This window comes from Serratia sp. 201, assembly GCF_037027545.1.
GTDB lineage: Bacteria > Pseudomonadota > Gammaproteobacteria > Enterobacterales > Enterobacteriaceae > Serratia > Serratia bockelmannii.
The window spans coordinates 33119-54712 of the sequence record NZ_JAXCHC010000002.1; the positions used below are offsets into that span (position 1 = coordinate 33119).

Below are 21594 nucleotides of genomic sequence, written 5' to 3' on the forward strand. Positions count from 1 at the left end.
GCGCTACTTTAGCGGCCTTATGGTCTATGCTATAGGGCCATAAAATGATTATTTAACCGGGCCATAATGCCAACTTTCCTGACCTCGCTGCGGCTGGACAGCCGGCTCGCCGAGCCGCTGTACCGGCAGATTTACCAGCGGATTAAAGACGCCATTACCCAGAGCAGCCTGGCGGCAGGCAGCCGGTTGCCCTCAGTGCGCGGGTTGGCGAGCGATCTGGGCGTGGCGCGCGCTACGGTGGAAAGCGCCTACGCGCAACTTATTGCCGAAGGTTTCTTGCAGAGCCGCGGGCAGGCGGGCACCTATGTCTCGCCACAGCTGCCACACATGCCGCCGGGCGCGGTCCCCGCTGCGCCACCGCTGGCGGCAATGGCGCCCGATCCGCTGCAGCCGCAAGGCATGCTGCAGCCTTTCCAACTGGGGGTACCGGCGCTGGACGCGTTTCCACGGGCGCTGTGGCAGCGCATTGTCGCCCGCCAACTGCGCGGTTCCACGGTGGCTTCTCTGGCACTGCCGCCGGCCGGCGGCCTGTCTGAGCTGCGTGAGGCGATCGCCCATTACCTGCATTTGTCGCGCGGCATCAGCTGTCGGCCGGAGCAAATTTTCCTCTGTGCCGGTTATCCGGCGTTGTTGGACTGGGTGACGGAGACGCTGTTACATGCCGGCGACGCGGTATGGATCGAAGATCCCGGCTATCCGGTCACGCGTCCGCTGCTGCTGGCCGCCGGCGTCAGGCCGGTCGCCGTGCCGGTGGATGAACAGGGCATGGACGTGGCCGCCGGTATTCTGACGGCGCCTGAGGCGCGGCTGGCGGTGGTGACGCCGACCCATCAAAGCCCGCTCGGCGTCTCGCTCAGCCTGGCGCGGCGCATGGCGCTGCTCGACTGGGCGCAGCATCGCGGGGCCTGGATCCTCGAGGATGACTACGACAGCGAGTTTCGCTATCACGGGCGGCCGCTGCCGCCGCTGAAAAGCCTCGATGTTCAGGGTCGGGTGCTGTACGCCGGCACCTTCAGCAAAACGCTGTTCCCGGCGCTGCGCATGGCTTATCTGGTGGTGCCCGTCGGTCTGACGGAAACATTCGCGCGCAGCAGCCGGCTGCGTGGCTGCGGTTGCCCGCCGCTGCTGCAGGCCGGCGTGGCGGATTTTATCCGGCAAGGGCATTTCTATCGCCACCTGAAACGCATGCGGCCGTTGTACCGCCAGCGGCGCGAGTGGCTGACGCAGGCGTTGGAGCGGCAGCTGGGGGCGTGGCTGACGACGGTGCCGCAACAGGGCGGCATTCAGCTGTTGGCCCGGCTGCGCGACGGCTTGGCGGATGCGCCGTTGGCGGCGCAAGCCTGGCAGCAGGGGCTGGCGGTGCAGGCGTTGTCTGACTGGCGAATCGACCATCCGGTGGGGCAAGGGTTACTGCTGGGGTTCGCCAATTTCAGCCGGCGAGAGGAGGCGGAGCGGGCGGTACAGGGGCTGGCACAGCTGTTTAAACACGCAAATTAAACGGCCCGCGATTTCCGCGGGCCAGACGCACATCTGTTTTATCTTTATGACTGCAGGGGTGTTAACGCCGGGCCAGCAGCACGCCGAGCACGATGCCGACGGCGGCACCGATCCCTACGCCCTGCCAAGGTTTGTCACGCACATAGCTGTCGGCTTGATCGACGGCGTCGCGCGCATGCTGTGTCAGACTGGTGGAGCCATTGAATCGCGCCCGAGCGTCGCGCAGCACGCCTTTCGCCTTGCTGTGCAGCTCTTTCAGTTCCTCTTTGGTCTTATCACCGGACTCGCGCAACACTTCATCCAGCGTATCGGCCAACAGAGTGACGTCCTGATCGATATCGCGTTCTGTTCTTTCCGCTTTCTTAAACATTCAGCTCTCCATTTCGACACATGTCTTTTAAGTGTAGACCATGCCGAGAATTGTGTGGCCGATCACGGAAAAAAACCGCCGTCACGCAGGTGTTTGCCGGCGCGTGGGCTTTGTACATTTGGTTACTCGGCGAAACCAATCACTCACGGAAGCGGCGGTTTGATTCCACTAGTATCTGTTTCAACGGCTCCACCGGGGCTTACCGAAACAACACTCTGAGGATTTAAAGATGAAAAAAGTATTAGCGCTGATCGTTGCTGCCACTATGGGTCTGTCTTCTGTTGCTTTCGCTGCTGATACCGCAGCTACTGCTCCGGCTACTACCACCGCGCCAGCTGCGACCACCACTACCGCTGCGCCAGCGGCTGCTGCTGAAAAAGCGCCAGCTAAAGCAACGCATCACAAGAAAGCTAAGCACCACAAAAAAGCGCCAGCCCAGAAAGCTCAGGCCGCTAAAAAGCACCACAAAAAAGCGCCAGCTCAGAAAGCCCAGGCTGCTAAAAAACACCACAAAAAAGCGCCAGTGCAGAAAGCTCAGGCCGCTAAAAAACACCACAAAAAAGCCGGTAAAAAAGCTTAATTAATTGATGGTTGCGGAACCGGAAGGTTCCGCACTCTCCAGCCCGTATTCCAGACACCCGGTTCTTCCGGGTGTCTTCTTTTGAGGCGACGAACGATGATCCATCGCTATCTGTTTGAAGTCATTTTCAGCGCGGTAACCCTGTGTGGGGTGATCGTCGGTTGGGAATTGTTTTTGGCCGGCAGCTTCCTGTGATCATTGCGCTGCGGCAGTTTCGTGCAAATGCCGCCAGCCGAGCGCGTCGGGCAGGCGTTCAAACACCACCGTGGAGTAGCGCAGCGTGGCGCTTTGTCCCGGCAGACTCTGTTTTTCCCGATAGCTGACTACCGCGCCCGTCGGCCATTCGGCCACCAGCTTCATCTCTTCTATCTCGATTTCCAATCCCGGTTTGGCGGCGCGATGCGCGCGGAAAAAAGCGCACAGCGCGGTGAAATCCAGCGGCGCGCCGTTCAGCGCGATCATGCTGAATTCCGGCGTAAAGCGCGCCAGCAGCGCTTGCTCTTCTCCGGCGCCTTTGCCCAGCCAGCGTTCAATGGCGATGTGGGCGTCGATCACTTCGGTAAAATACGGGTTCATAAAGCATCCTGTTGAGCGTTGAGTTGGCGCACGATGGCGCGGTTGGCGAGGCGCAGGCACAGCAACAGCGGGATAAATACGCTGGCGCCCGCCAGAATGAAGCAGGTTCGGTAGGCCGCCGCGGGCGGCAACACGGTCAGCAGCAGATTCAGCAGCAGGCTGAGCAGCGCCACGCCGAGGCAAAAACTGAGTTGGCGGTTGATATTCCACAGCGCGCTGGCGTCCGCCAATTGGCCGTCGGGGATCTGCAGGAACGCGCTGCTCTGCGCGGTGCTGCTGCACAGGCTGCCGCCGAACCCCATCAGGGCGAAGGCGGCGATCTGCAACGCGTGCTGCCCGGCCTGATCGATCTGCGCCAGCGTCAGCATGCCGGCGCCTTGCAACAGACAGCCGGCGATCAGCAGCGGCCGCGGGCCGAGGCGGTTAAAGCTTTTGCCGGTCAGCGTGATGGCCAGGAACGACGCCAGCGCCCAGGGCAGCATCAGGCCGCCGACCTGTGCGGCGGGCATCCCCAGCTGGTTTTGCAAATACAGCATCGCCACCAGGCTGACGCCGATGAACAGGCCGGGAATGCACAAATAAACCGCCATGGCGTTGCGCAGCAGCGGATCGGCGACCAGCCGCAGGTTCAGCAGCGGCTGCGGGGTACGCAGGCTATGGCGCAGATAATAGGCCAGCACCAGCAGACCGGTGGCCAGCAGCGCCGCGCCGGAAGCTTGATGGCCGGCTTCGCTCAGCCGGGTCAGGCCGAGCAGCAGCAGCGTCAGCGCCGCGCAGGCGCTCAGTAATCCTGTCGCGTCGAGCGGTTTGCGCGCCGCCGTCGGCGTTTCCGCACGCAGCCACAGCGCCGCCAGCGCCAGTGCCAGGGCCGCCAGCGGCAGGTTGGCGAAAAACACCCAGCGCCAGTCCAACCGATCGACGAGCCAGCCGCCCAGCGCCGGTGACAGCGCCGGTGCCAGCAGCCCCACCAACATGATGGCGGCCGACAGCCCGGCGCGTTCATGGCTGCGGTACAGCTGATAGGTCAGCGTTTGGCCGATGGGGATCAGCAAGCCGCCGCCCATGCCCTGCAGGGTGCGCCAGCCGATCAGCGCGCCGATGCTGTCGGCGTTGCCCGCGCCGAGGGTGGCCAGCATGAACAACGCCAGCGACAGCAGAAACACCCGCCGTCCGCCGATGCGCTGCGCCAGCCAGGCGCTGAGCGGGATCACCAGCGTCAGGCCGAGAATATAGCCGTTGCTGACCCACGCCAGTTGGCTGACCGACGCCCGCATCACCTGGCCGATGGCGGGGTAGGCGACGTTGGCGATAAACATATTGATCAGATCGACGAAAAAGCCGAGCAGATAGACGATTGCCACTTTGCTGCGATAAGACATGGTGCCTCCGGTTGAAGGCGAGCAGTGTATCGGGGGGAAAAGTGCGGATAAATCGGCGGCGGGCGATTACACTGTCAAAATTATTTTGACAATAAGGGCGACGAAATGCTGAATTTGCAGCGTCTGGCGATCTTTGCGGCAGTGGTGGAAGCGGGCAGCTTTACCGCGGCGGCGGCGGCGCTGGGGCAAACCAAGGCGGTGGTGAGCTTTAACGTCAAGCAGCTGGAGAACGAGCTGGGGGTGTCACTGCTGGCGCGCAGCACCCGGCGGCTGTCGCTGACCGATGCCGGCGAACGCTTCTACCAGCGCAGCCTGCAGCTGCTGCAGGAGGCGGAAAATGTGCTGGACGACGTGCGTCGCGATCATCACGGGCTGAGCGGCGTGCTGCGTATCACCAGCACGCCGGAGTACGGCGCCCAGGTGGTGGTGCCGGCGCTGGCGGCATTTTCGCGACAGCATCCGCGGCTGCGCATCCAGCATGTCTCTTCTTCTTATCATGCCGATCTGATCTCTGAGCGCTTCGACGTGGCGATCCGTCTGGGCCAACTGGTGGATTCCAGCCATCGCGCGGCGCTGATCGACAGCTTTGCCATTTTTCCGGTGGCGTCGCCGGGTTATCTGGCCGACCGGCCGATTCATTCGCTGACGGATCTGGCGCAGGCGCAGTGGATCGCCCACAGCCGGCTCAGTTCGCCGCTCAGCTGGCAGGTGGTCACGCCGCAGCGCGAAGCGGTGCTGTTCAAGGTTGCGGACGCCGCCACGCTTACCGGCGACAGCGCTGCGGCATTGTTGGCGTTCGCCCTGCATGGCGCCGGGGTGGCGCTGCTGCCGGCGTGGCTGGCGCAGCCCGACATCGATGCCGGCAGGCTGCAGCGGTTACTGCCGGATCACCGTTTCCCTGAGCAGAGCATCTATGCGCTCTACCCGAATACCCGTCACGTGCCGGAGAAGGTGCGGGCGTTTATCGATTTTCTGCGCGCGCGGGTGGCGGCAAAATCGTTAGCGAAATAATAATTCGTTATAACTCTCTCATTTATCATCAAATCTCATCGGGGTATGCTGGAGGGCTTCGTCTACCCCGTCCGATGCGAGCCACCTTCGATGACCGCAGAAAATAACCTCCAGCTGAACCGACGTATTTTGTCCGTGGTGATGTTCACCTTCGTCTGCTACCTGACCATCGGCCTGCCGCTGGCGGTGTTGCCGGGATTTGTGCATGACCACCTGGGCTACAACTCGGTGTTGGCGGGCCTTATCATCAGCGCGCAATACTTCGCCACGCTGTTCAGCCGCCCGCACGCCGGGCGTTACGCCGATCAGCTGGGGCCGAAGAAGGTGGTGCTGTTCGGCCTGGCCTGCTGCGGTGCCAGCGGCCTGTTTTACGCGCTGGCGTTCGGCGTTGACGGTTACCCGTGGCTCAGCCTGCTGTTGCTGTGCGTGGGGCGGGTGTTTCTCGGCGTCGGCGAAAGCTTCGCCAGCACCGGTTCCACGCTATGGGGCATCGGCCGGGTCGGGGCGATGCACACCGCGCGGGTGATTTCCTGGAACGGCGTTGCCACCTACGGGGCGATGGCGGCCGGGGCGCCGCTTGGCGTGTACCTGAATCAGCAGTGGGGATTGGCCGGGGTGGCGGCGCTGATCGTGCTGGCGGTTGCGGTGGCGCTGCTGTTGGCGAGCGGCAAGCCGGACGTCTCGATCGCCGCCGGGCAGCGCATCGCCTTTAGCGCGGTGTTCGGCCGCATCTGGGCCTATGGTCTCGGTCTGGCGATGGGCACCGTCGGTTTCGGCGTGATCGCCACGTTCATCACCCTTTACTACGCCGACAAAGGCTGGAGCGGCGCGGCGTTTTCGCTGACGCTGTTCAGCTGCGCCTTCGTCGGCATTCGCCTGATCTTCAGCAATGTCATCAACCGCCACGGCGGGTTGAAGGTGACGCTGGCGTCGTTTCTGGTTGAGATCGTCGGGCTGCTGTTGATTTGGCAGGCCGGCGAGCCCTGGATGGTGCAAACCGGCGCGTTGCTGGCCGGCGCCGGTTTCTCGCTGGTGTTCCCGGCGCTGGGCGTCGAGGCGGTGAAACAGGTGCCGCCGCAGAACCAGGGCACGGCGCTCGGCACCTATTCGGCGTTCCTCGACCTGGCGCTGGGCATCACCGGCCCGCTGGCCGGGCTACTGATCGGGCAGATGGGCGTGCCGTCGATCTATCTGGCGGCGGCGCTGCTGGTGGCGCTCGGGGTGTTGCTCACCCTGCGCCTGCTGCAGCGCAGCCGGGCCTGATTCAGGAATAGTCCGAAACCCGGATTCCTTCCCAGAAAATCATTGTTTCGGTGAATGATTACGGTAAGGTCGCTCAGCGGTCCAGAATGAGAGGAGGAATCGATGTATTTACGGCCGGATGAAGTGGCTAAAGTGTTGGAGAATACCGGCTTTGAGCGTGATTATGTCACCGATCAGGCCTATGGTTACCGCAAGGGCGCACACTACGTGTATGTGAATCGCGAAGCGCGGATGGGCAGAACCGCGTTGGTGATCCACCCGGCGCTGAAAGAGAGAAGCGTGCATTTCGCCACGCCGACCTCCCCGGTGCGCTTCAGCGAGCAGTATCTGGAGTTTCCCCTGGATTTAAGCAGCGACACCCCGAACCAGCGCTACGGCATCGCACACGGCTTCAGCTCGCGCGAAGCGCTTTCGCGCTACCTTTACAGCATGTTCCTGTAATCGGTCCCCCGACCCGGGGGACGCTATCAGCCGTGGGCCAACGCTTCGCGGTTGAAACGCTCGTTGTAGGCGCGGCGGAATTGCGCCAGTTCAAACGCATCAATATCCAGCTCGGCGAAGTAAAACAGCGCCGCTTCGGTGTGCTCGGCGTGTAGCTCCGGTGACAGCCCGGCGCGCAGCAGCACGTCACGCCACAGGGCAATCTGCTCGTCGTCCGCCTGTTTGATAAACGTCAGGTAGATGAACAGCAGATAAGCCGCCTGGTGCATCTCTTCGGTGTAGCCGTTGTTCAGCATGCGGATAAAGGTCTGGCTTTGGCGGCCGCCCATTTCCTGGATCATCGATTCGATCAGCATCGGCTTGACCCTCAGCAGATGGGCCAGCGAATCGATGGCTTTGCGGGTGTCGGACGTCAAGATGCGGTAACCGATAATGAATACGACGATCAGGGCGGCGAGGATGATCCAGGTCATTTAGGCTTTATTACACTCTCAATACGCCAGAAGAGGGGCGGGAGGCGCTGTGCGACAGCGCCCGCTATCAATGCTGTTCGCCGCTGAAATTACCGACCGCGCTCTGTTGGCGCAGGTGGTGATTGAAGGTGGCCGCGTCTTTGGCCAGCGCGTCCAGATGGGCGCCGAGCATTTTGATCTGCTTGACCAGTGCATGCTGTTCCGGCACCGAACTGGCGGTGCTCAGTTTGCGCGCCAGTTGTTCATTCTGCGCCCGCAGCGCGGCTTCGCGCTGTTTGGCTTCTTCCAGCAGTTGCTGCAGCGCCTGGTAGCTCTGCTGCCATTCGCGGTGTTGCCGTTCGAAGCTGCTCTGCAACTCATTCATCGCATTTTGAAACTGGATTTCCAGCTCGCGCATTGTCATGGGCTCGATCCTTTGCGGCACTCAATGATGGCTTAGCAGTATAGCGAAAACTGTTCGCAAGCTCACCCGTTGACGACAAATGAGACAAATGCCGCTGACAATTCCCGGCTTGCAACCGCGCCAAGGCGTCTTACAATCGACCCCATTCCCGGCCGTAAAGGCTGCCGTTCAAGAGAGGTGGAACATGAGCGAGCAGGAAAAAGACTTTTTTGAACAGGCGATGGCGGACGTGGTGCCGCTGGAGAGTGGACGGCAGACGCTGTACCTCAAGCCGCAGGAGGCGGTGGACAAAAGCGCGCGGCGCGAAGCGCAGCGGCTGATGCAGGAAAACTTCCTCAGCACCGATTTTCTCGAGGTGATCCCCTGTGAACAGCCGCTGGAGTTCAAAGGGGAAGGCATTCAGCAGGGCGTGCTGGACAAGCTGCGCAACGGCCGTTACCCGCCGCAGGCGTCGCTGAACCTGCTGCGCCAGTCGGTCGAGGCCAGCCGGCAGGCGCTGTTTCGTTTCATCGTGCAGGCGGAGGCGCAAAACCTGCGTTCGCTGCTGATCGTGCACGGCCGCGGGCGGCAGAACGAAAGCCATCCGAATATCGTGCGCAGTTACCTCGCCAAGTGGCTGGCACAGTTTGAACAGGTACAGGCGTTTTGCCGCGCCTTACCGCGCGACGGCGGCGAGGGTGCCTGCTATGTCACGCTGCGTAAATCAGCGCAGGCCAAGGCAGAAAACTTTGAGCGCCACGCCAAGCGCAGCCGTTGAAAGGATAGCCGAAATAAAATGGCCGGCGAATATCGCCGGCCATCGATGAATTATTTATTAAATATTTTATAGTCCAGCGAATAACGGCCGGCGCCGGTTACCGCCAGCAACAGCAAGCCGCCAATGATGCTGATGTTTTTAAAGAAGTTGATTTCATTGCCCATCATTTCCATGCCGGTCATTTTCCAGAACGGATGGCCGATAAACGCGGTGCCCAACACGTACAGGGCGAAAATGACCGCGATAGGGCGAGTAAACAGACCGAGAATAAGCGCGATGCCGAAAATAAACTCCACCACCACGGCAACGATCGCCGCCAAATAAGGCATCGGCGTGCCATAGCCTTCCATCGCCGTGACGGTTGCACCGAAGTTGACCAGTTTCATCCAGCCGAAAATGATAAACAGAACCATCAGTAGAATACGGGACAGCAGAATTACGCCGTCTTTTGAGCTATCACCCATTTCGAACTCCTTAGCCACTGTCGGAATTATGTTGTCTTACTGAATAAAGATTAGAACAATTTACGTTTTTTTCTAGCGGCGACGGGCGGTTGCGCCACTTTTTTCGTTGGGTGAGACGCGTGGTGAAGCCGACGGCATTGCCTATACTTGAGCCTGGAGCAAAAACAATAAAACAGGCAATGTGAGGCCAAGATGGATGAGGAATTGACCGCCGCTGGTTACCGTCGTTATTCCGGCGACAAGATTGACGTTTATTTTAACAGCGCGATATGCCGCCATTCCGCCAACTGCGTGCGCGGCAACGCGGCTATATTCACCTTGAACCGCCGCCCGTGGATTATGCCGGACAATGCCGAGCCGGCCGAGGTGAAACGCGTTATCGACACCTGCCCCAGCGGCGCACTGAAATATAGGGAGAAATAATATGGATCATAAAATACTGGCAGACGAGAAGCGTTTTTATATCAATGATGAGCAGGGCAAGCTGATCGCCGAGATCTCTTTCGTGCCGAGCGGCGACAAGCTGACCATAATCGATCACACCTGGGTGGATGAGTCATTGAAGGGGCAGGGCGTCGGCAAAAAGCTGGTGGCGTTGGTGGTGGAGAAAATGCGCGCGGAGCAGCGTAAAATCATTCCGCTATGCCCGTTCGCCAAGCATGAGTTCGATACCACCCCAGCCTATCAGGACATTCGCGCCTGAGGCGATAACGGGGCGCGGCGCGCCCCGGTCATTCAGCAGACGCCGAAATCGCCGTCTTCGTGGTACAGCGCCACGTCGCTGGCCTGCACTTCCGTGCGCTGCTCTTTACCCAGTTCATTCCAGCTGCAAACCAGGGTTTCGCCGTCGATCGCTACCACGGTCATCTTTGGGCCGCCGGTGGTGCGTTGTACAAAATCACCGATATTGAATGCCATGCGTTCCTCCACAACAGATTAAACCTCATCTATTGATAACACAGAATGCCGCCGCCGTTGGCAGGAGTTTCGTTATGTATTGATTTATACAGCGATTATCACTAAGGAGAGCAGACTAACATGCCGGGATTATTGATGCTTTATGTGGGCGGTACGGCGCCGGGCGCCAATATTGAGTTGCACGACGTGCAGTTCGCGGCGGCGGATCGGCCGGAAGAGGCGTATCCGCTGCTGCGTGAAAAGTGGTTCGGCGATAAGCGCAAGGTGCATGTCGACGGCTATGCGCGCATCGACTGGGCGGACGGTTACGACGTGAGCCTGGAGCCTGCGCCGTTCGCCGGTGAAGAGAGGCTGTTTTTCGTCAACGTAGGCGGCTACCGCAGCGATCAGCTGGCGGAACTGCACCAGTTCGGCCTGTTTGTGGCGCGTTCCGCCGACGAGGCGAAGGAGAAAGCCAAACGGGTGCTGCTAACGGACAGTGCGCAGCAGCACAAGGATGACCTGGCCGAGGTGGACGACTGCCTGCTGCTGCACGCGCTGCAGGGCTACCACGTGCATCTGCGGGCCAACCCGCACGGCAAACCGGCCCGGCCGCTGTGGCAGGGGTATCTGCCGATCGGCGAACCCGCGTTATAACGTCGCCAGCGCTTGCAGCTGTTGCCGCAACCAGCGGCAGGCCTCCGGCCGGCCGTTCTTGCGGTGCAGGTAGATTTTGATCTGATACGGCGGCACCGGAAACGGCAGGGGGTGGATATCCAGCGCCGCCGCCTGCCGCAATTTTTGCGCGGCGTAACGCGGCATGCTCATCACCAGTTCGCTGTCGGCGACGATGAACGGCGCGCCCAGCAGCGAAGGCGTGCGGATGGCGATATCGCGCTGCAGCCCCAGTTTGTCGAGCTGGTAGTCAATGACGCCACGCTGTTCGTTCCACGGCGTCACCACCAGATGACGCGCCTGCAGGTAGTTTTCCAGCGTCAGCTCGCCGTATTTCGCGCTGAACGCGGGCGAACAGATCGCCACATACTCATCCTCTAGCCAGCTCACCTCGTCGATCTCCGGGTAGCTTTCGCCATCGGTTTCGGTAAAGCCCAGCGCGAAGTCGATGCGCCCCGCCAGCAGATCGTTCAGCGCCACCTTGCGCTCGGAATAGCGCAGCTGAAACGACAGCCCGGGCGCCAGGCGCTGCATCTGCGCCATCAGCGCGGGAAACACCGCGAAGGCGGTGTAATCGGTAATGGCGAAGGTGAAGCTCTCCCGGCTTTCGGCGGGGACGAAGCGCGGGCGCGGATGCAGCCCTTTGGCCAGCAGCGCAAGACTTTCGCTGACGGTCGGAGCCAGGCTGTCGGCATACACCGTCGGGTGCATGTCGTTACCGACCCGGTAGAACAGCTCGTCCGCCAGCGCCTTGCGCAGCCGGATCAGCGCGTGGCTCAGCGCCGACGCGCTGAGGGCCAGCTCCGCCGCGGCGCGCGTCACCGATCGCAGCCGATAGACCGCTTCGAACACCAGCAGCAGGTTGAGATCGAGGCGTTTCAAATCCAGATGCATGATATTCATTACCTGTTGATGAAAATGCAGTTCATACAGTATTGGAGGCGCGATATGCTGGCAAGCACAGTCATCAACACACTCAGGATTTGCCATGACCATTGAGATTTATCCGGCGCAAAAAAGCGACGCCAAACTGATTCTGGATATGATTATCGAGCTGGCAGTGTACGAAAAGGCGCGCGAGCAGGTGCTGGCCAGCGTGGAAGACATCGAACGCAGCCTGTTTGGGCCGGGCGCCTGTTCCGAAGCGCTGATTTGTACGGTGAACGGCGAGCCGGCGGGTTATGCGGTGTTCTTTATGAGTTACTCCACCTGGCTGGGTAAAAATGGCATCTATCTGGAAGACCTGTACGTGGCGCCGAAGCATCGCGGCGCGGGCGCCGGTAAAAAGCTGCTGCGACACATCGCCCAGCTGGCGTGCGAACGGCAGTGCGGTCGCCTGGAGTGGAGCGTGCTGGACTGGAACCAACCGGCCATCGATTTCTACCTCAGCATCGGCGCGCAGCCGCAGGGCGAGTGGGTGCGCTATCGTATGGAAGGCGAGGCGCTGACGCACTTCGCGGCGCACGGGGCGGCGTTGCCGGCACAATAGCCGTTGGGGGGAGGCGGCCTCCCCAACTGTGGTGATGTGAACGGTTTACTGCGGATCAATCAGGCGGGTTTGCGGGCGGCGAGAATGAAGATCATCGGGCGCTCCTGCTCTTCGCCCAGCGCCGGATTAGCGGCGATTTGCTGCGCGCTGGGGCCCCATTCGTTCAAATGCTGGATGATAAACCCTTGATGCGCCAGCGGGTTGATATAGCCGCCAAGCGTGCGATGCTGCTTGATGACGCCTTCCGCCAGCCAGTTGGAAACGCGCTGGCCTTCTCGCTGGTAACCGTTGACCGGCCAGGATTTCTGCCCGTTACCGTCGGTCAGCCAGCCCTGCTGCGCCGGGGCGGTATAGATCGGGTGCTCGGCGGTGAAGATGAACTGCCCGCCGGGTTTCAGCGCGGCGTAAACCGTGGCGAACAGCGCGGGCAAATCCTCGAGGTAGTGCAGCGTCAGCGAGCTGTAGACCAGATCGTAACTTTCCGGCGGCAGCTGCAGCTGCGCCAAATCCTGCCGACGGTACTCGATACCCGCGTCGGCGGTCATCTCCCGCGCCTTGGCCAGCATCTTGTCCGAGACGTCCAATCCCAGCACGTCGGCGGCGTCCTGTTCGCGCGCGCTGCGGCAGAACCAGCCGTAGCCGCAGCCGAGATCGACCACGCTTTTGCCCTGCAAATCCGGCAGGATGCGGCGGATGGCGGGCCATTCCGGCGCGCCGTCCAGGCCGTGCTGCGAGCGGCTGAGCTGCGCATAGCCGTCGAAGAAGGCCTGATTGTCATAGATGTTTTGCGTCATGATGACTCCTTAGTGAATGACGGCGGCGGAATGCCGCTGCCATACCGTGCATATTGCTGCATAATTCTACGCTGACAACATGAGTAACGGGAATGACGATGGACATGATTTCGGTGCGGCAAGCGCCCGAGCTGGCGCCGCGCGCCATTGCGTATTTTCAGCGGCACTGGGCCACGGAAGAAACGCTGATGATGTATGAAGACGCCATCAACCGCAGCCTCGGCGCCGCCAACCCGCTGCCGCAGTGGTACCTGCTGATGGAAAATGACCTAATCCTCGGCTGCGCAGGGCTGATTACCAACGACTTTATCAGCCGTGGGGAATTGTATCCCTGGCTGTGTGCGCTCTACGTAGAAGAGACGCAGCGCGGCCGGGGCTACGGCATCAAGCTGATTGAGCATGTGGCGACGGAAACCCGCCGGCTGGGCTTCCCGCAGCTGCACCTGTGCACCGATCTGGAAGGGTACTACGAACGCAGCGGCTTCGTTTATAACGGGCTCGGGTATCACCCCTGGGGCGAAGCCTCGCGGGTCTATTCGCGGGCGCTGTGATCGCCCTCGCCGGGGGCGCGTAAGACAAACCTGACTTTTCTTTCACCTCATCGCGCATCGCGGGTTACACTGGCCGCTTGTTCGCCACCGACCGGGTTAATTCGCCGCCGCGATGAGAGTGTCACGCCAGCTACAGCAACGCTTTACCGCCTGCATCGCCATTATGGCGGTGCTGTTGCTGTTTGTGGCGCCGGTGGTGTCGAAATCGCTGACGCACCACCCGATGATGGGCGGCATGACGCAGTCGGCAGCCGCTATGCCGCACGACATGCACGGGATGGCGATGCCCGCCGCCGAACATGCCGGCCACCACGGCATGGACCCGGCGGAGATGACTTTCTGCGGCTATTGCGAGCTGCTGATCCACGTGCCGCTACTGCTGTGGGCATTCGTCCCGCTGCTGTGGCTGATGACGCGCATCGCGCGCCTGCCTTGCGCGCCGCGTATCGTTTCTCCGCTCCTTCGGCGCCTTACTCTGCGGCCAAGCCCGCGCGGGCCGCCCGGCCAGCCGTTTTTCCTTATTGCTTGATCATGGGTAATGCCGTCCGTATCGCTGCGGACGGTTTGCCTGCGCACAGTTTGAAAAACGAGAAAGGCCATGTCTTCAATAACCAAAACTCCACCTGCCGCATCGCCGCGTGGCGCGATGCTGAACCTGATCAGACGGCTGCATTTCTATATCGGCCTGCTGGTCGCTCCTTTTATTCTGGTCGCCGCACTGACCGGCACGCTGTATGTGCTGACCCCGCAGCTTGAAGAGGCGCTGTATCGCGATGCGCTTTTCACCGAACCGCACGGGCAGGCGAGATCGCTGGCTGACCAGATCGCCGCCGCCCGCCGTGTGGCGGGTGACGAGGCGCGCATTTACGCCGTGCGTCCGGCACCCGGCGCAATGGACACCACGCGCGTACAGTTCGCGGGCGCCGATCTGGGCGCTTCCGAGTCGCGCGCGCTGTTTGTCGATCCTTACACCCTGGCGATCAAGGGCGACATGACGGTGTACGGCACCTCTGGCGTGCTGCCGCTGCGCACCTGGCTGGACAAGCTACACAGCAGCCTGCTGCTCGGCGACCTGGGGCGCAACTACAGCGAGCTGGCGGCCTCCTGGCTGTGGGTGGCAGCGCTGGGTGGCGTGGCGCTGTGGCTGGCGACGCGGCCGAAGCGCAAGCTGAAAAGGGCAAAAGGGGGCTTCGCCGCCAGCCGCCATTGGCATATCACGCTGGGCGTGGCGCTGCTGGCCGGGCTGCTGTTCTTCTCGGCTACCGGGCTGACCTGGTCGCAGTGGGCCGGTGGCAACATCGACGCGCTGCGGGCCAACCTGGGCTGGCTGACGCCGCAGGTCAACACCAGCCTGCAGGCCGATGCGCCGCAGATGCCGGCCGATCCGCACGCCGAGCACCGCGGGATGATGCCGGGCATGAAGATGAACCCTGCCGTGCAGGCCAATGCGCTGAACGGCGACTGGGATCGGGCGCTGCACGCTGCGCGCGCCGCCGGGATCGACGCCGCCAAGGTCGAGCTGCGCCAGCCGAAAGGCGAGGGCAAAGCCTGGACGGTAACCGAAGTGGATCGCAGCTGGCCGACGCAGGTGGACGCGGTTGCCATCGCGCCGCAAAGCTTCGCCGTCATCGATCAGGTGCGGTTCGACACCTTCCCACTCATCGCCAAGCTGACCCGCTGGGGCATCGACGCCCACATGGGCATTCTGTTCGGCTTGCCGAATCAGCTGCTGCTGGCGGCGTTCGGCCTCGGGCTGTGCCTGATGATTGCGCTGGGTTACCGCATGTGGTGGAGTCGCCGCCCGGCGGCGGGGGCGCAGCATCCGGTGCATACGCTGGTTGCCGCCTGGCTGGCGCTTTCCCTACCGGCGCGCGCCGCCACGCTGCTAGTGGCTTCCGCACTGGGGTATTGCCTGCCGGTGATGGGCGTGAGCCTCGCGGCGTTGCTGCTGGTGGACATGTGGCGCTGGCGCGGCCAACGGCAAAGCCACCGGGACGAAACGCCGGAAGCGGCCGCCCGCCGCGCCGAGGTGCGCAAGTTCCGCGCGGCGGTGGCGACGGTGGCGCTGGCGGTCGGCTGCGTGATGGGCCGAGCGATACTTGGCGGCACCGTCGAGCAATTCCAGCTGCCGATCGGTGACTGGAGCGCACAGATGGTGATCATGCAGAGCCTGATGGTGCTGCTGTATACGCTGGTGTTCACCCTGCTGCTTTCCATTCCGCTGTGGTATTTCTTCCTGGGGGAGAAAGAGGGGCGGTGAGGTAGCGTCCGGCATGCCTGCGGGCATGCCGGATATTTGGGAATGGGGCTTAAGCGCGTATCATCTCACCGGATAGGCAATTTCCACTGAAAGGAAGCGAACGATGACGTTTGAACAACGAAGGGACAAGGCGATAGCGCTGATGGAGGAAAAGAAGATGTGGCGGAGCAACTATGCGCCGCCAATCTTGCGCCTGCTGTGGCGAATGGATGTGAATATGCCACCGCCGCCGTTTGCGCCTTTCTGGCTGAATATGCTGTTCTTCGGCATTTGGTTTGGCCCGCTGTGGGGCGTGCTGATGTGGTTCATGGTATGGAAAAATCAGGGATATACCGGTGAAGAGGCCCTGACATTAAGCCTCGCCGCCGGCCTGTTGTTTGGCTTTTTTATGGCGCTTTTCCACTACAGGCGGAAAAAGGCGAACAGGCTGCCGGACTGGAACTCGCTTTGACACGTTGGTGACGAACAGACACAAAAAAGCCCGCAACCGAAGTTGCGGGCTTTTTCGCTATTATCGCCGGGTCTATCTGGTTCACTGGCGACGTATTTGGTGGAGCTGGGGGGATTTGAACCCCCGTCCGAAATTACTACACCGTCGGCACTACATGCTTAGTCCAATCTTTACATTCGCCGGCCAGCTGCGGATGGACACGCTACTGACAGACTAGCCTGATTGAGTTTAACGCTTCAGCCCCAGGCAGGACATCCACGCGATCTCTTTTGGGTTTGACCTCTCTTGATCCCCGTCCTAAGAGCGGAGGCTAGGGAGAGAGGGCTCTAAGCAGGGTATTAAGCTGCTAAAGCGTAGTTTTCGTCGTTTGCGACTATTTTTTTGCGGCTTTTTACGAGGCCAACCGCCCCTCGGCATGCTCCTAGGGCTTCGCAAATCCCGTCGAATCCAGAATCAGCCCCAAGTAACTTTGTGCAGTATACCAGAAGTTTACCTCGATAAGCCAGCGGCTTAACGATTGGCGTGCTTCATGATACGGGCTTTCGCCGTCTGCCATTCGCGATCTTTGATGTCATCGCGTTTGTCGTGCTCTTTCTTGCCTTTGGCTACGCCGATCTTGATCTTGCTCCAGGCATTTTTCCAATACAGGGACAAGGCCACCACGGTGTAACCGTCGCGGTTGACGCGGCCGAGCAGGGTGTCCAGCTCGCGTCGGTTCAGCAGCAGTTTACGGGTACGCGTCGGATCGCACACCACATGCGACGAAGCCACGTTAAGCGGGGTGATGGTGGCGCCAAACAGATAGGCTTCACCGTCACGGAACGTCACGTAGCTGTCGCTGAGGTTGGCTTTGCCTGCACGCAGCGATTTAACTTCCCACCCTTGCAGCGACAGGCCCGCCTCGAACTCTTCTTCAATGAAGTATTCGAAACGCGCGCGCTTGTTTTGGGCAATGGTGGCGGAACCGGGTTTGTGTGCTTTTTTCTTTGTCATAGTGCGTTCATTATACTGGATGCTCCAGCGAAAGAAATCCTTTCCCGTTCAGCACCTGCGCAATTTTTCGCATTTTTGGTGCCCTCATCCCTTAGCAGATTTTTTGTTTGCCGCCAGATAAATGGTATTATCTGTACGTTTTATGTCTTACAGGAAATGATATGCCCCAGATCAGTCGGTCTGCATTAGTGCCGTTCAGCGCCGAGCAGATGTATCAGTTGGTTAACGATGTTCATTCTTATCCCGATTTTCTGCCAGGTTGCACCGGCAGCCGGGTGCTTAACGCTACCTCCAACGAGATGACCGCCGCGGTGGACGTCGCCAAGGCCGGTATCAGCAAGACCTTCACCACCCGCAATACGCTGCTGGATAACCAGAGCATCAATATGCAGCTGGTCGATGGCCCGTTCCGCAAGCTGATGGGCGGCTGGCAGTTCACGCCGCTGAGCGAAGAGGCCTGCAAGGTGGAGCTGCACCTGGACTTCGAGTTCACCAACAAACTGATTGAGTTGGCGTTCGGCAAGGTATTCAAAGAGCTGGCGGGCAACATGGTGCAGGCATTCACCCAGCGGGCGAAAGAGGTCTACAGTGTCTGACATCCAGGTCGAGGTGGTGTACGCCTTGCCGGAGCGGCAGTACCTGCGCAAGGTGAAGCTGGCCGAAGGCAGCAGCGTCGAGCAGGCGATCCAGGCTTCGGGCCTGCTGGAGCTGCGCCAGGATATCGATCTTAAAAGCAATAAAATCGGCATCTACAGCCGCCCGGCCAAGCTGGGCGATAGGCTGAACGATGGCGACCGGGTGGAGATTTACCGGCCGCTGATCGCCGATCCGAAAGAGCTGCGCCGGCAACGGGCAGAAAAGGCAAAAAAATAAGGCGCTTATAGCGCCTTATTTTTTTATCTGGAACCGGTTTTCTCTTCCGCGTTGCAGCCTGCGACTGTCATGAGGAACACCATGCCCCCTCATGGGCCGGAAGAGCGGGCGGCGCCGATTACTTGGTCAGCGCCGGTTTGTTTTGGATATCGGTCAACACGCCTGCGCTGTCGAAGGTCAGCGTCAGCGTCTGCTGGGTGATGTCTTCATGGCCAGGCTGCTGGCGGAACACATAGAACCACGTCTGAGTTCCGAACGGGTCTTGCAGCATTGGGGTGCCCAATGTGTAAGCGACCTGTTGTTGGGTCATCCCTTTCTGAATTTTCGCCACGTCGGTCGACGTCAGGTAGTTCCCCTGGTTGATGTCAGGACGATAAACCACCTTTTCAAAAGTAGAACAGCCTGCAGTCAGCATCACAAGAACTACAGCGGCGGCAGTCAGCGTTTTACAGCGCATAGTAATCACATTCCTTTAGGGCATAGGATGCCGATGATAATAGACCTTGCGGCAGTTGGAAACCTTTATACCCTTCATCTTTCACGTTGCGACGCGTTGGCTTTCTTTCAGCACCTCAAGCGCTTGGCCTGTTTCAGGCCGTTGAGGGGGCTTAAGATCACCGCCGCGCCGCACTTTAGATATCTTTCGGGTCAACAGCGTCACTGTCAGACCGCAGGAAAGTGAAAAAGTTGAGCTTTTTTATGCCGCCAGCAGTTCTTTGGCGTTCGCCAACGTATTGCGGGTGACTTCGCTGCCGCCGAGCAGGCGCGCCAGCTCCTGCAGCCGGGCGCGTTTATCCAGCGGCGCCATCTGGGTTTCGGTGACCGTGCCGTCGGTCTGCTTGCTGACGAACAGGTGCTGATGCCCGCATCCGGCCACCTGCGGCAGGTGGGTGACGCACATCACCTGGGTGGATTCGCCGAGCTGGCGCAGCAGACGGCCGACGATGGCGGCGGTCGGGCCGCTGATGCCCACGTCCACCTCATCGAAGATCAGCGCCGGAGTTTCCATCTTGCGGGCGGTGATCACCTGAATGGCCAGCGCGATGCGCGACAGCTCACCGCCGGAGGCGACCTTCGCCAGCGGTTGCAGCGGCTGCCCTGGGTTGGTGGAGACGCAGAACTCGGTGCGGCTGGCCCCTTCGGCGCTCAGATGCTGCGGTTCGAAGCGCACGTCGATGTTGAATTTGCCGTGCGGCATGGAGAGCGCCTGCATGCTGTCGGTGATGAGCGTGGTCAGCTCGGCCGCGTAGTGCAGGCGTTTCTGGTGCAGCTCTTCCGCCAGCGCCAGCGCCTGCTGATGATGCTGGGTGACCGCCTCGTTCAGGTGCTCATGATCGCTTTCCTGCTGCGACAGCAGCTGCTGTTCATCCAGCAACTGCTGATGCAGCTGCGGCAGCTCTTCCGGCGCAACCTGGTGTTTGCGCGCCAGGCTGATTTGGCGCGACAGGCGCTGTTCCAGCTCGTGCAGGCGGTTGGGATCGAGATCCATGCGATCGGCGTAGTGGCGCAGCTCGTCGCTGGCTTCGCTGATCTGGATAGAAGCCTCTTCCAGCATGTCCAGCAGGCCGCTGAGCTTGTCGTCCAGCCCGGCCAGTTCAAGCAGCAGGTGTTTGGCGCTGTAGAGCTGGCTGAGCATGTTGTTCTCGTCGCTGTCGGCCAGCAGCTGCAGCGTCTGCTGGCTGAGGGTCAGCAGCTGGCCGCTGTTGGCCAGGCGCTTGTACTCGGCGTCGGTCTGTTCGAACTCGCCGGCCTGCGGCGCGAATTCGTTCAGCTCTTTCAATTGGTATTGCAGCAGCTGCTTGCGCGCTTCGCGCTCGATGGATTGCTGCTGATGGTGCGCCAGCTCGCGGCAGCTCTGGTGCCAGCGTTGGTAGGCCTGGCTCATCGCCGCCAGCAGGGCGGGTTCGTCGGCGTAGGCGTCGAGCAGCGCTTTTTGGTGCTCCGGCTTGAGCAGCAGCTGATGGGCGTGTTGACCGTGGATTTGGATCAGGCGTTGCCCCAGCTCGCGCAGCTGCGACAGCGGCACGGCGGTGCCGTTGATAAAGCCGCGCGAACGGCCGTCGGCGTTGATCACCCGGCGCAGCAGGCATTCGTTGCTGTCGTCCAGCTGGTTCTGCTCCAGCCACGCGCGCGCGGATGGGGTGTCCGCCAGCGAGAAGCGGGCGCAGAGGTCGGCGCGGGCGGCTCCCAGGCGCACCACGTTGCCGTCGGCGCGGTTGCCGAGGCACAGCCCCAGCGCATCGATGGCGATGGATTTGCCGGCGCCGGTTTCACCGGTGATCGCCGTCATACCCGGTTGAAAGTCGATTTCCAACTCACGAACGATAGCAAAGTTGCTGATGGTTAATTGCGCCAGCATGGGAACCTTCCTGTGTATAAACACATAACTGTAGTTTCATACAGTATAAACTGGTTTTATATACAGTAAAGTGGCCGACGCAGATTTTAGAACAATTTTTTCGACCAGCCCAACTTGGTGCTTAACGTGTTGAAATAGCTGTAGTCCTTCGGGTGAATCAGATTCAGGTGGAAATCGCTGCGGCGGATCAGCACTTCTTCGCCTTCCTGGATCGGCAGCGCGATCTGGCTGTCGCAGCTGATCTCCAGATCGCTGCCGATCTGCGAAAACTTCAGGCGGATGGTGCTGTCGCCGTTGATCACCAGCGGCCGGGCGGAAAGGGTGTGCGGGAACATCGGCACCAGCGCGATCGCCTCTAGCGACGGGGTGAGGATCGGCCCACCGGCAGAGAGCGAGTAGGCGGTGGAGCCGGTCGGCGTGGCGATGATCAGGCCGTCGGAGCGCTGTGAGAAGGCGAAGCGATCGTCGATGTACACTTCGAATTCGATCATGTGCGCCACTTTGCCGGGGTGCAGCACCACTTCGTTGATGGCGGTGCTGATGCGGCACTGCTGGTGCTCTTTATGCACGATGGTTTCCAGCAGGAAACGCTGTTCGTCGATGTACTCGCCTTCCAGCACGTCCGCCAGCTGCTGCAGGGCGTTGTCGGGATCGAGATCGGTGAGGAAACCGAGGTTGCCGCGGTTGACTCCGATTACCTTGATGTCGTAGCGCGCCAGCACGCGCGCTGCGCCGAGCATGTTGCCGTCGCCGCCGACCACCACCGCCAGATCGGCGCGCTGGCCGATATCCGCCAGGCTGCCGGTGACGGCGTCTTTCAGCCCCAAATCATGGGCGATTTGGCGTTCGACCATCACCGAATAGCCACGGGCGACCAGCCAGTGGAACAGCATCTCGTGGGTTGCCAGCGCTGAAGGGTGACGCGGGTGGCCAACAATGCCAATACAGGCGAATTTTTTATTCATTTGTTGTGATTTTCCTCACCGGGACCCGTTTATGCCCCACATTGTGACCGGTTGACTTGAAACCCCGGTTTTG

General features: G+C 60.8%; 29 protein-coding genes and 1 other RNA gene. 16 read left to right on the forward strand and 14 right to left on the reverse strand.

Annotated elements, in window-relative coordinates:
* Positions 1–63 precede the first annotated feature (63 nt).
* Positions 64–1497, forward strand: coding sequence for a MocR-like pyridoxine biosynthesis transcription factor PdxR (gene pdxR, locus WA302_RS08385; protein WP_264383966.1), 1434 nt, complete (start codon positions 64–66; stop codon positions 1495–1497).
* Positions 1498–1558: 61 nt separating this feature from the next.
* Here the strand turns inward: pdxR and WA302_RS08390 are convergent, their stop codons facing one another.
* A complete protein-coding gene (locus WA302_RS08390) occupies positions 1559–1867 on the reverse strand; it encodes a DUF883 family protein (protein ID WP_004928950.1) in 309 nt (102 codons plus the stop codon).
* 229 nt (positions 1868–2096) lie between these two features.
* Between WA302_RS08390 and asr the strand changes: the two genes are divergently transcribed.
* Complete coding sequence (gene asr / locus WA302_RS08395) at positions 2097–2447, forward strand: acid resistance repetitive basic protein Asr (RefSeq protein ID WP_004928953.1); 351 nt, start codon at positions 2097–2099, stop codon at positions 2445–2447.
* A gap of 195 nt (positions 2448–2642) precedes the next feature.
* Here asr and WA302_RS08400 read toward each other — a convergent pair whose 3' ends face one another.
* Together WA302_RS08400 and WA302_RS08405 are read right to left on the reverse strand one after the other, a co-directional pair.
* Positions 2643–3023 (reverse strand): DUF4440 domain-containing protein, encoded by a 381-nt coding sequence (locus WA302_RS08400; RefSeq protein WP_043138374.1) that lies wholly within the window; start codon positions 3021–3023, stop codon positions 2643–2645.
* Positions 3020–4402, reverse strand: a complete 1383-nt coding sequence (locus tag WA302_RS08405) for an MFS transporter (protein WP_148123705.1) — start codon at positions 4400–4402, stop codon at positions 3020–3022. Before WA302_RS08405 ends, WA302_RS08400 begins: the two co-directional genes overlap by 4 nt.
* Positions 4403–4507: 105 nt before the next feature.
* Between WA302_RS08405 and WA302_RS08410 the strand changes: the two genes are divergently transcribed.
* The 3 genes from WA302_RS08410 to WA302_RS08420 all read left to right on the forward strand — a co-directional run bounded on the left by WA302_RS08410 (position 4508) and on the right by WA302_RS08420 (position 7117).
* Positions 4508–5413: a LysR family transcriptional regulator gene (locus WA302_RS08410; RefSeq protein WP_197828144.1), complete on the forward strand. Its 906-nt coding sequence runs from the start codon at positions 4508–4510 to the stop codon at positions 5411–5413.
* A gap of 90 nt (positions 5414–5503) precedes the next feature.
* Positions 5504–6676, forward strand: a complete 1173-nt coding sequence (locus WA302_RS08415; RefSeq protein ID WP_025303980.1) for an MFS transporter — start codon at positions 5504–5506, stop codon at positions 6674–6676.
* 102 nt (positions 6677–6778) lie between these two features.
* Positions 6779–7117, forward strand: a complete 339-nt coding sequence (locus WA302_RS08420; protein WP_025303979.1) for a DUF2002 family protein — start codon at positions 6779–6781, stop codon at positions 7115–7117.
* Positions 7118–7143: 26 nt separating this feature from the next.
* Here the strand turns inward: WA302_RS08420 and WA302_RS08425 are convergent, their stop codons facing one another.
* Positions 7144–7590 (reverse strand): DUF1198 family protein, encoded by a 447-nt coding sequence (locus WA302_RS08425; protein WP_025303978.1) that lies wholly within the window; start codon positions 7588–7590, stop codon positions 7144–7146.
* Positions 7591–7657: 67 nt separating this feature from the next.
* Positions 7658–7993 (reverse strand): MbeD/MobD family mobilization/exclusion protein, encoded by a 336-nt coding sequence (locus WA302_RS08430; protein ID WP_004928976.1) that lies wholly within the window; start codon positions 7991–7993, stop codon positions 7658–7660.
* A gap of 184 nt (positions 7994–8177) precedes the next feature.
* Between WA302_RS08430 and smrA the strand changes: the two genes are divergently transcribed.
* Positions 8178–8750 carry a DNA endonuclease SmrA gene (gene smrA / locus WA302_RS08435; protein ID WP_043138356.1) on the forward strand — a complete coding sequence of 191 codons (573 nt, stop codon included), beginning with the start codon at positions 8178–8180 and terminating at the stop codon, positions 8748–8750.
* Positions 8751–8800: 50 nt separating this feature from the next.
* Here smrA and WA302_RS08440 read toward each other — a convergent pair whose 3' ends face one another.
* Complete coding sequence (locus WA302_RS08440) at positions 8801–9214, reverse strand: DoxX family protein (RefSeq protein WP_016929826.1); 414 nt, start codon at positions 9212–9214, stop codon at positions 8801–8803.
* A 192-nt stretch (positions 9215–9406) separates the two neighbouring features.
* On the opposite strand from WA302_RS08440, the gene WA302_RS08445 reads away from it, so the two are divergent.
* Entirely contained in the window at positions 9407–9637 is a 231-nt protein-coding gene (locus tag WA302_RS08445) for a (4Fe-4S)-binding protein (protein ID WP_025303975.1), read from the forward strand.
* 1 nt (position 9638) lies between these two features.
* Complete coding sequence (locus WA302_RS08450) at positions 9639–9917, forward strand: GNAT family N-acetyltransferase (protein ID WP_025303974.1); 279 nt, start codon at positions 9639–9641, stop codon at positions 9915–9917.
* A 32-nt stretch (positions 9918–9949) separates the two neighbouring features.
* Here the strand turns inward: WA302_RS08450 and WA302_RS08455 are convergent, their stop codons facing one another.
* Positions 9950–10132, reverse strand: a complete 183-nt coding sequence (locus tag WA302_RS08455) for a YodC family protein (RefSeq protein WP_025303973.1) — start codon at positions 10130–10132, stop codon at positions 9950–9952.
* A gap of 120 nt (positions 10133–10252) precedes the next feature.
* Between WA302_RS08455 and WA302_RS08460 the strand changes: the two genes are divergently transcribed.
* The gene (locus WA302_RS08460; protein WP_336063530.1) at positions 10253–10768 is read left to right on the forward strand and encodes a DUF1543 domain-containing protein; all 516 of its coding nucleotides are present in this window, start codon (positions 10253–10255) and stop codon (positions 10766–10768) included.
* Here WA302_RS08460 and WA302_RS08465 read toward each other — a convergent pair.
* Positions 10763–11689 (reverse strand): LysR substrate-binding domain-containing protein, encoded by a 927-nt coding sequence (locus WA302_RS08465; protein ID WP_025303971.1) that lies wholly within the window; start codon positions 11687–11689, stop codon positions 10763–10765. The genes WA302_RS08460 and WA302_RS08465 overlap by 6 nt on opposite strands.
* An 85-nt stretch (positions 11690–11774) precedes the next feature.
* On the opposite strand from WA302_RS08465, the gene WA302_RS08470 reads away from it, so the two are divergent.
* Positions 11775–12275, forward strand: a complete 501-nt coding sequence (locus WA302_RS08470) for a GNAT family N-acetyltransferase (protein WP_025303970.1) — start codon at positions 11775–11777, stop codon at positions 12273–12275.
* Positions 12276–12334: 59 nt separating this feature from the next.
* Here the strand turns inward: WA302_RS08470 and WA302_RS08475 are convergent, their stop codons facing one another.
* A complete protein-coding gene (locus tag WA302_RS08475; RefSeq protein ID WP_025303969.1) occupies positions 12335–13069 on the reverse strand; it encodes a class I SAM-dependent methyltransferase in 735 nt (244 codons plus the stop codon).
* A gap of 98 nt (positions 13070–13167) precedes the next feature.
* Here WA302_RS08475 and WA302_RS08480 point away from each other — a divergent pair, with 98 nt between their 5' ends.
* From WA302_RS08480 to WA302_RS08495, 4 genes are all read left to right on the forward strand, one after another.
* Positions 13168–13620 (forward strand): GNAT family N-acetyltransferase, encoded by a 453-nt coding sequence (locus tag WA302_RS08480; RefSeq protein WP_261464803.1) that lies wholly within the window; start codon positions 13168–13170, stop codon positions 13618–13620.
* 112 nt (positions 13621–13732) lie between these two features.
* Positions 13733–14149, forward strand: a complete 417-nt coding sequence (locus WA302_RS08485) for a DUF2946 domain-containing protein (protein WP_261456800.1) — start codon at positions 13733–13735, stop codon at positions 14147–14149.
* Between the two features lie 69 nt (positions 14150–14218).
* Positions 14219–15880, forward strand: a complete 1662-nt coding sequence (locus tag WA302_RS08490) for a DUF2534 family protein (RefSeq protein ID WP_261456799.1) — start codon at positions 14219–14221, stop codon at positions 15878–15880.
* Positions 15881–15983: 103 nt separating this feature from the next.
* On the forward strand, positions 15984–16331 hold the full coding sequence (locus tag WA302_RS08495) for a DUF6404 family protein (protein ID WP_043138333.1): 348 nt from the start codon (positions 15984–15986) through the stop codon (positions 16329–16331).
* Positions 16332–16428: 97 nt separating this feature from the next.
* Here WA302_RS08495 and ssrA read toward each other — a convergent pair.
* Positions 16429–16792: a transfer-messenger RNA gene (gene ssrA, locus WA302_RS08500) on the reverse strand.
* A gap of 49 nt (positions 16793–16841) precedes the next feature.
* Complete coding sequence (smpB, locus tag WA302_RS08505) at positions 16842–17324, reverse strand: SsrA-binding protein SmpB (RefSeq protein WP_016929804.1); 483 nt, start codon at positions 17322–17324, stop codon at positions 16842–16844.
* A 161-nt stretch (positions 17325–17485) separates the two neighbouring features.
* Here smpB and WA302_RS08510 point away from each other — a divergent pair, with 161 nt between their 5' ends.
* Both WA302_RS08510 and WA302_RS08515 read left to right on the forward strand, forming a co-directional pair.
* Positions 17486–17920, forward strand: a complete 435-nt coding sequence (locus WA302_RS08510; protein WP_033648948.1) for a type II toxin-antitoxin system RatA family toxin — start codon at positions 17486–17488, stop codon at positions 17918–17920.
* A complete protein-coding gene (locus WA302_RS08515) occupies positions 17913–18197 on the forward strand; it encodes an RnfH family protein (protein ID WP_049204931.1) in 285 nt (94 codons plus the stop codon). Before WA302_RS08510 ends, WA302_RS08515 begins: the two co-directional genes overlap by 8 nt.
* 118 nt (positions 18198–18315) lie before the next feature.
* Here the strand turns inward: WA302_RS08515 and bamE are convergent, their stop codons facing one another.
* The 3 genes from bamE to nadK all read right to left on the reverse strand — a co-directional run bounded on the left by bamE (position 18316) and on the right by nadK (position 21521).
* The gene (gene bamE / locus WA302_RS08520; protein WP_004929101.1) at positions 18316–18654 is read right to left on the reverse strand and encodes an outer membrane protein assembly factor BamE; all 339 of its coding nucleotides are present in this window, start codon (positions 18652–18654) and stop codon (positions 18316–18318) included.
* Positions 18655–18894: 240 nt separating this feature from the next.
* Complete coding sequence (gene recN / locus WA302_RS08525) at positions 18895–20556, reverse strand: DNA repair protein RecN (protein WP_025303957.1); 1662 nt, start codon at positions 20554–20556, stop codon at positions 18895–18897.
* Between the two features lie 86 nt (positions 20557–20642).
* Positions 20643–21521, reverse strand: a complete 879-nt coding sequence (gene nadK, locus WA302_RS08530; protein ID WP_019452304.1) for an NAD(+) kinase — start codon at positions 21519–21521, stop codon at positions 20643–20645.
* Positions 21522–21594 lie beyond the last annotated feature (73 nt).

Excerpts from the sequence above, each read along its gene's own strand:
- WA302_RS08405 (WP_148123705.1), bottom strand. The coding sequence starts at position 4,402 with ATGTCTTATCGCAGCAAAGTGGCAATCGTCTATCTGCTCGGCTTTTTC.
- asr (WP_004928953.1), top strand. The coding sequence starts at position 2,097 with ATGAAAAAAGTATTAGCGCTGATCGTTGCTGCCACTATGGGTCTGTCT.
- WA302_RS08495 (WP_043138333.1), top strand. The coding sequence starts at position 15,984 with ATGACGTTTGAACAACGAAGGGACAAGGCGATAGCGCTGATGGAGGAA.
- WA302_RS08410 (WP_197828144.1), top strand. The coding sequence starts at position 4,508 with ATGCTGAATTTGCAGCGTCTGGCGATCTTTGCGGCAGTGGTGGAAGCG.
- WA302_RS08455 (WP_025303973.1), bottom strand. The coding sequence starts at position 10,132 with ATGGCATTCAATATCGGTGATTTTGTACAACGCACCACCGGCGGCCCA.
- WA302_RS08485 (WP_261456800.1), top strand. The coding sequence starts at position 13,733 with ATGAGAGTGTCACGCCAGCTACAGCAACGCTTTACCGCCTGCATCGCC.
- smrA (WP_043138356.1), top strand. The coding sequence starts at position 8,178 with ATGAGCGAGCAGGAAAAAGACTTTTTTGAACAGGCGATGGCGGACGTG.
- WA302_RS08390 (WP_004928950.1), bottom strand. The coding sequence starts at position 1,867 with ATGTTTAAGAAAGCGGAAAGAACAGAACGCGATATCGATCAGGACGTC.
- WA302_RS08490 (WP_261456799.1), top strand. The coding sequence starts at position 14,219 with ATGTCTTCAATAACCAAAACTCCACCTGCCGCATCGCCGCGTGGCGCG.
- nadK (WP_019452304.1), bottom strand. The coding sequence starts at position 21,521 with ATGAATAAAAAATTCGCCTGTATTGGCATTGTTGGCCACCCGCGTCAC.
- WA302_RS08510 (WP_033648948.1), top strand. The coding sequence starts at position 17,486 with ATGCCCCAGATCAGTCGGTCTGCATTAGTGCCGTTCAGCGCCGAGCAG.
- WA302_RS08475 (WP_025303969.1), bottom strand. The coding sequence starts at position 13,069 with ATGACGCAAAACATCTATGACAATCAGGCCTTCTTCGACGGCTATGCG.
- WA302_RS08445 (WP_025303975.1), top strand. The coding sequence starts at position 9,407 with ATGGATGAGGAATTGACCGCCGCTGGTTACCGTCGTTATTCCGGCGAC.
- WA302_RS08460 (WP_336063530.1), top strand. The coding sequence starts at position 10,253 with ATGCCGGGATTATTGATGCTTTATGTGGGCGGTACGGCGCCGGGCGCC.
- WA302_RS08400 (WP_043138374.1), bottom strand. The coding sequence starts at position 3,023 with ATGAACCCGTATTTTACCGAAGTGATCGACGCCCACATCGCCATTGAA.
- WA302_RS08430 (WP_004928976.1), bottom strand. The coding sequence starts at position 7,993 with ATGACAATGCGCGAGCTGGAAATCCAGTTTCAAAATGCGATGAATGAG.
- WA302_RS08450 (WP_025303974.1), top strand. The coding sequence starts at position 9,639 with ATGGATCATAAAATACTGGCAGACGAGAAGCGTTTTTATATCAATGAT.
- WA302_RS08415 (WP_025303980.1), top strand. The coding sequence starts at position 5,504 with ATGACCGCAGAAAATAACCTCCAGCTGAACCGACGTATTTTGTCCGTG.
- WA302_RS08465 (WP_025303971.1), bottom strand. The coding sequence starts at position 11,689 with ATGAATATCATGCATCTGGATTTGAAACGCCTCGATCTCAACCTGCTG.
- WA302_RS08425 (WP_025303978.1), bottom strand. The coding sequence starts at position 7,590 with ATGACCTGGATCATCCTCGCCGCCCTGATCGTCGTATTCATTATCGGT.
- bamE (WP_004929101.1), bottom strand. The coding sequence starts at position 18,654 with ATGCGCTGTAAAACGCTGACTGCCGCCGCTGTAGTTCTTGTGATGCTG.
- smpB (WP_016929804.1), bottom strand. The coding sequence starts at position 17,324 with ATGACAAAGAAAAAAGCACACAAACCCGGTTCCGCCACCATTGCCCAA.
- WA302_RS08480 (WP_261464803.1), top strand. The coding sequence starts at position 13,168 with ATGGACATGATTTCGGTGCGGCAAGCGCCCGAGCTGGCGCCGCGCGCC.
- recN (WP_025303957.1), bottom strand. The coding sequence starts at position 20,556 with ATGCTGGCGCAATTAACCATCAGCAACTTTGCTATCGTTCGTGAGTTG.
- WA302_RS08440 (WP_016929826.1), bottom strand. The coding sequence starts at position 9,214 with ATGGGTGATAGCTCAAAAGACGGCGTAATTCTGCTGTCCCGTATTCTA.
- WA302_RS08470 (WP_025303970.1), top strand. The coding sequence starts at position 11,775 with ATGACCATTGAGATTTATCCGGCGCAAAAAAGCGACGCCAAACTGATT.
- WA302_RS08420 (WP_025303979.1), top strand. The coding sequence starts at position 6,779 with ATGTATTTACGGCCGGATGAAGTGGCTAAAGTGTTGGAGAATACCGGC.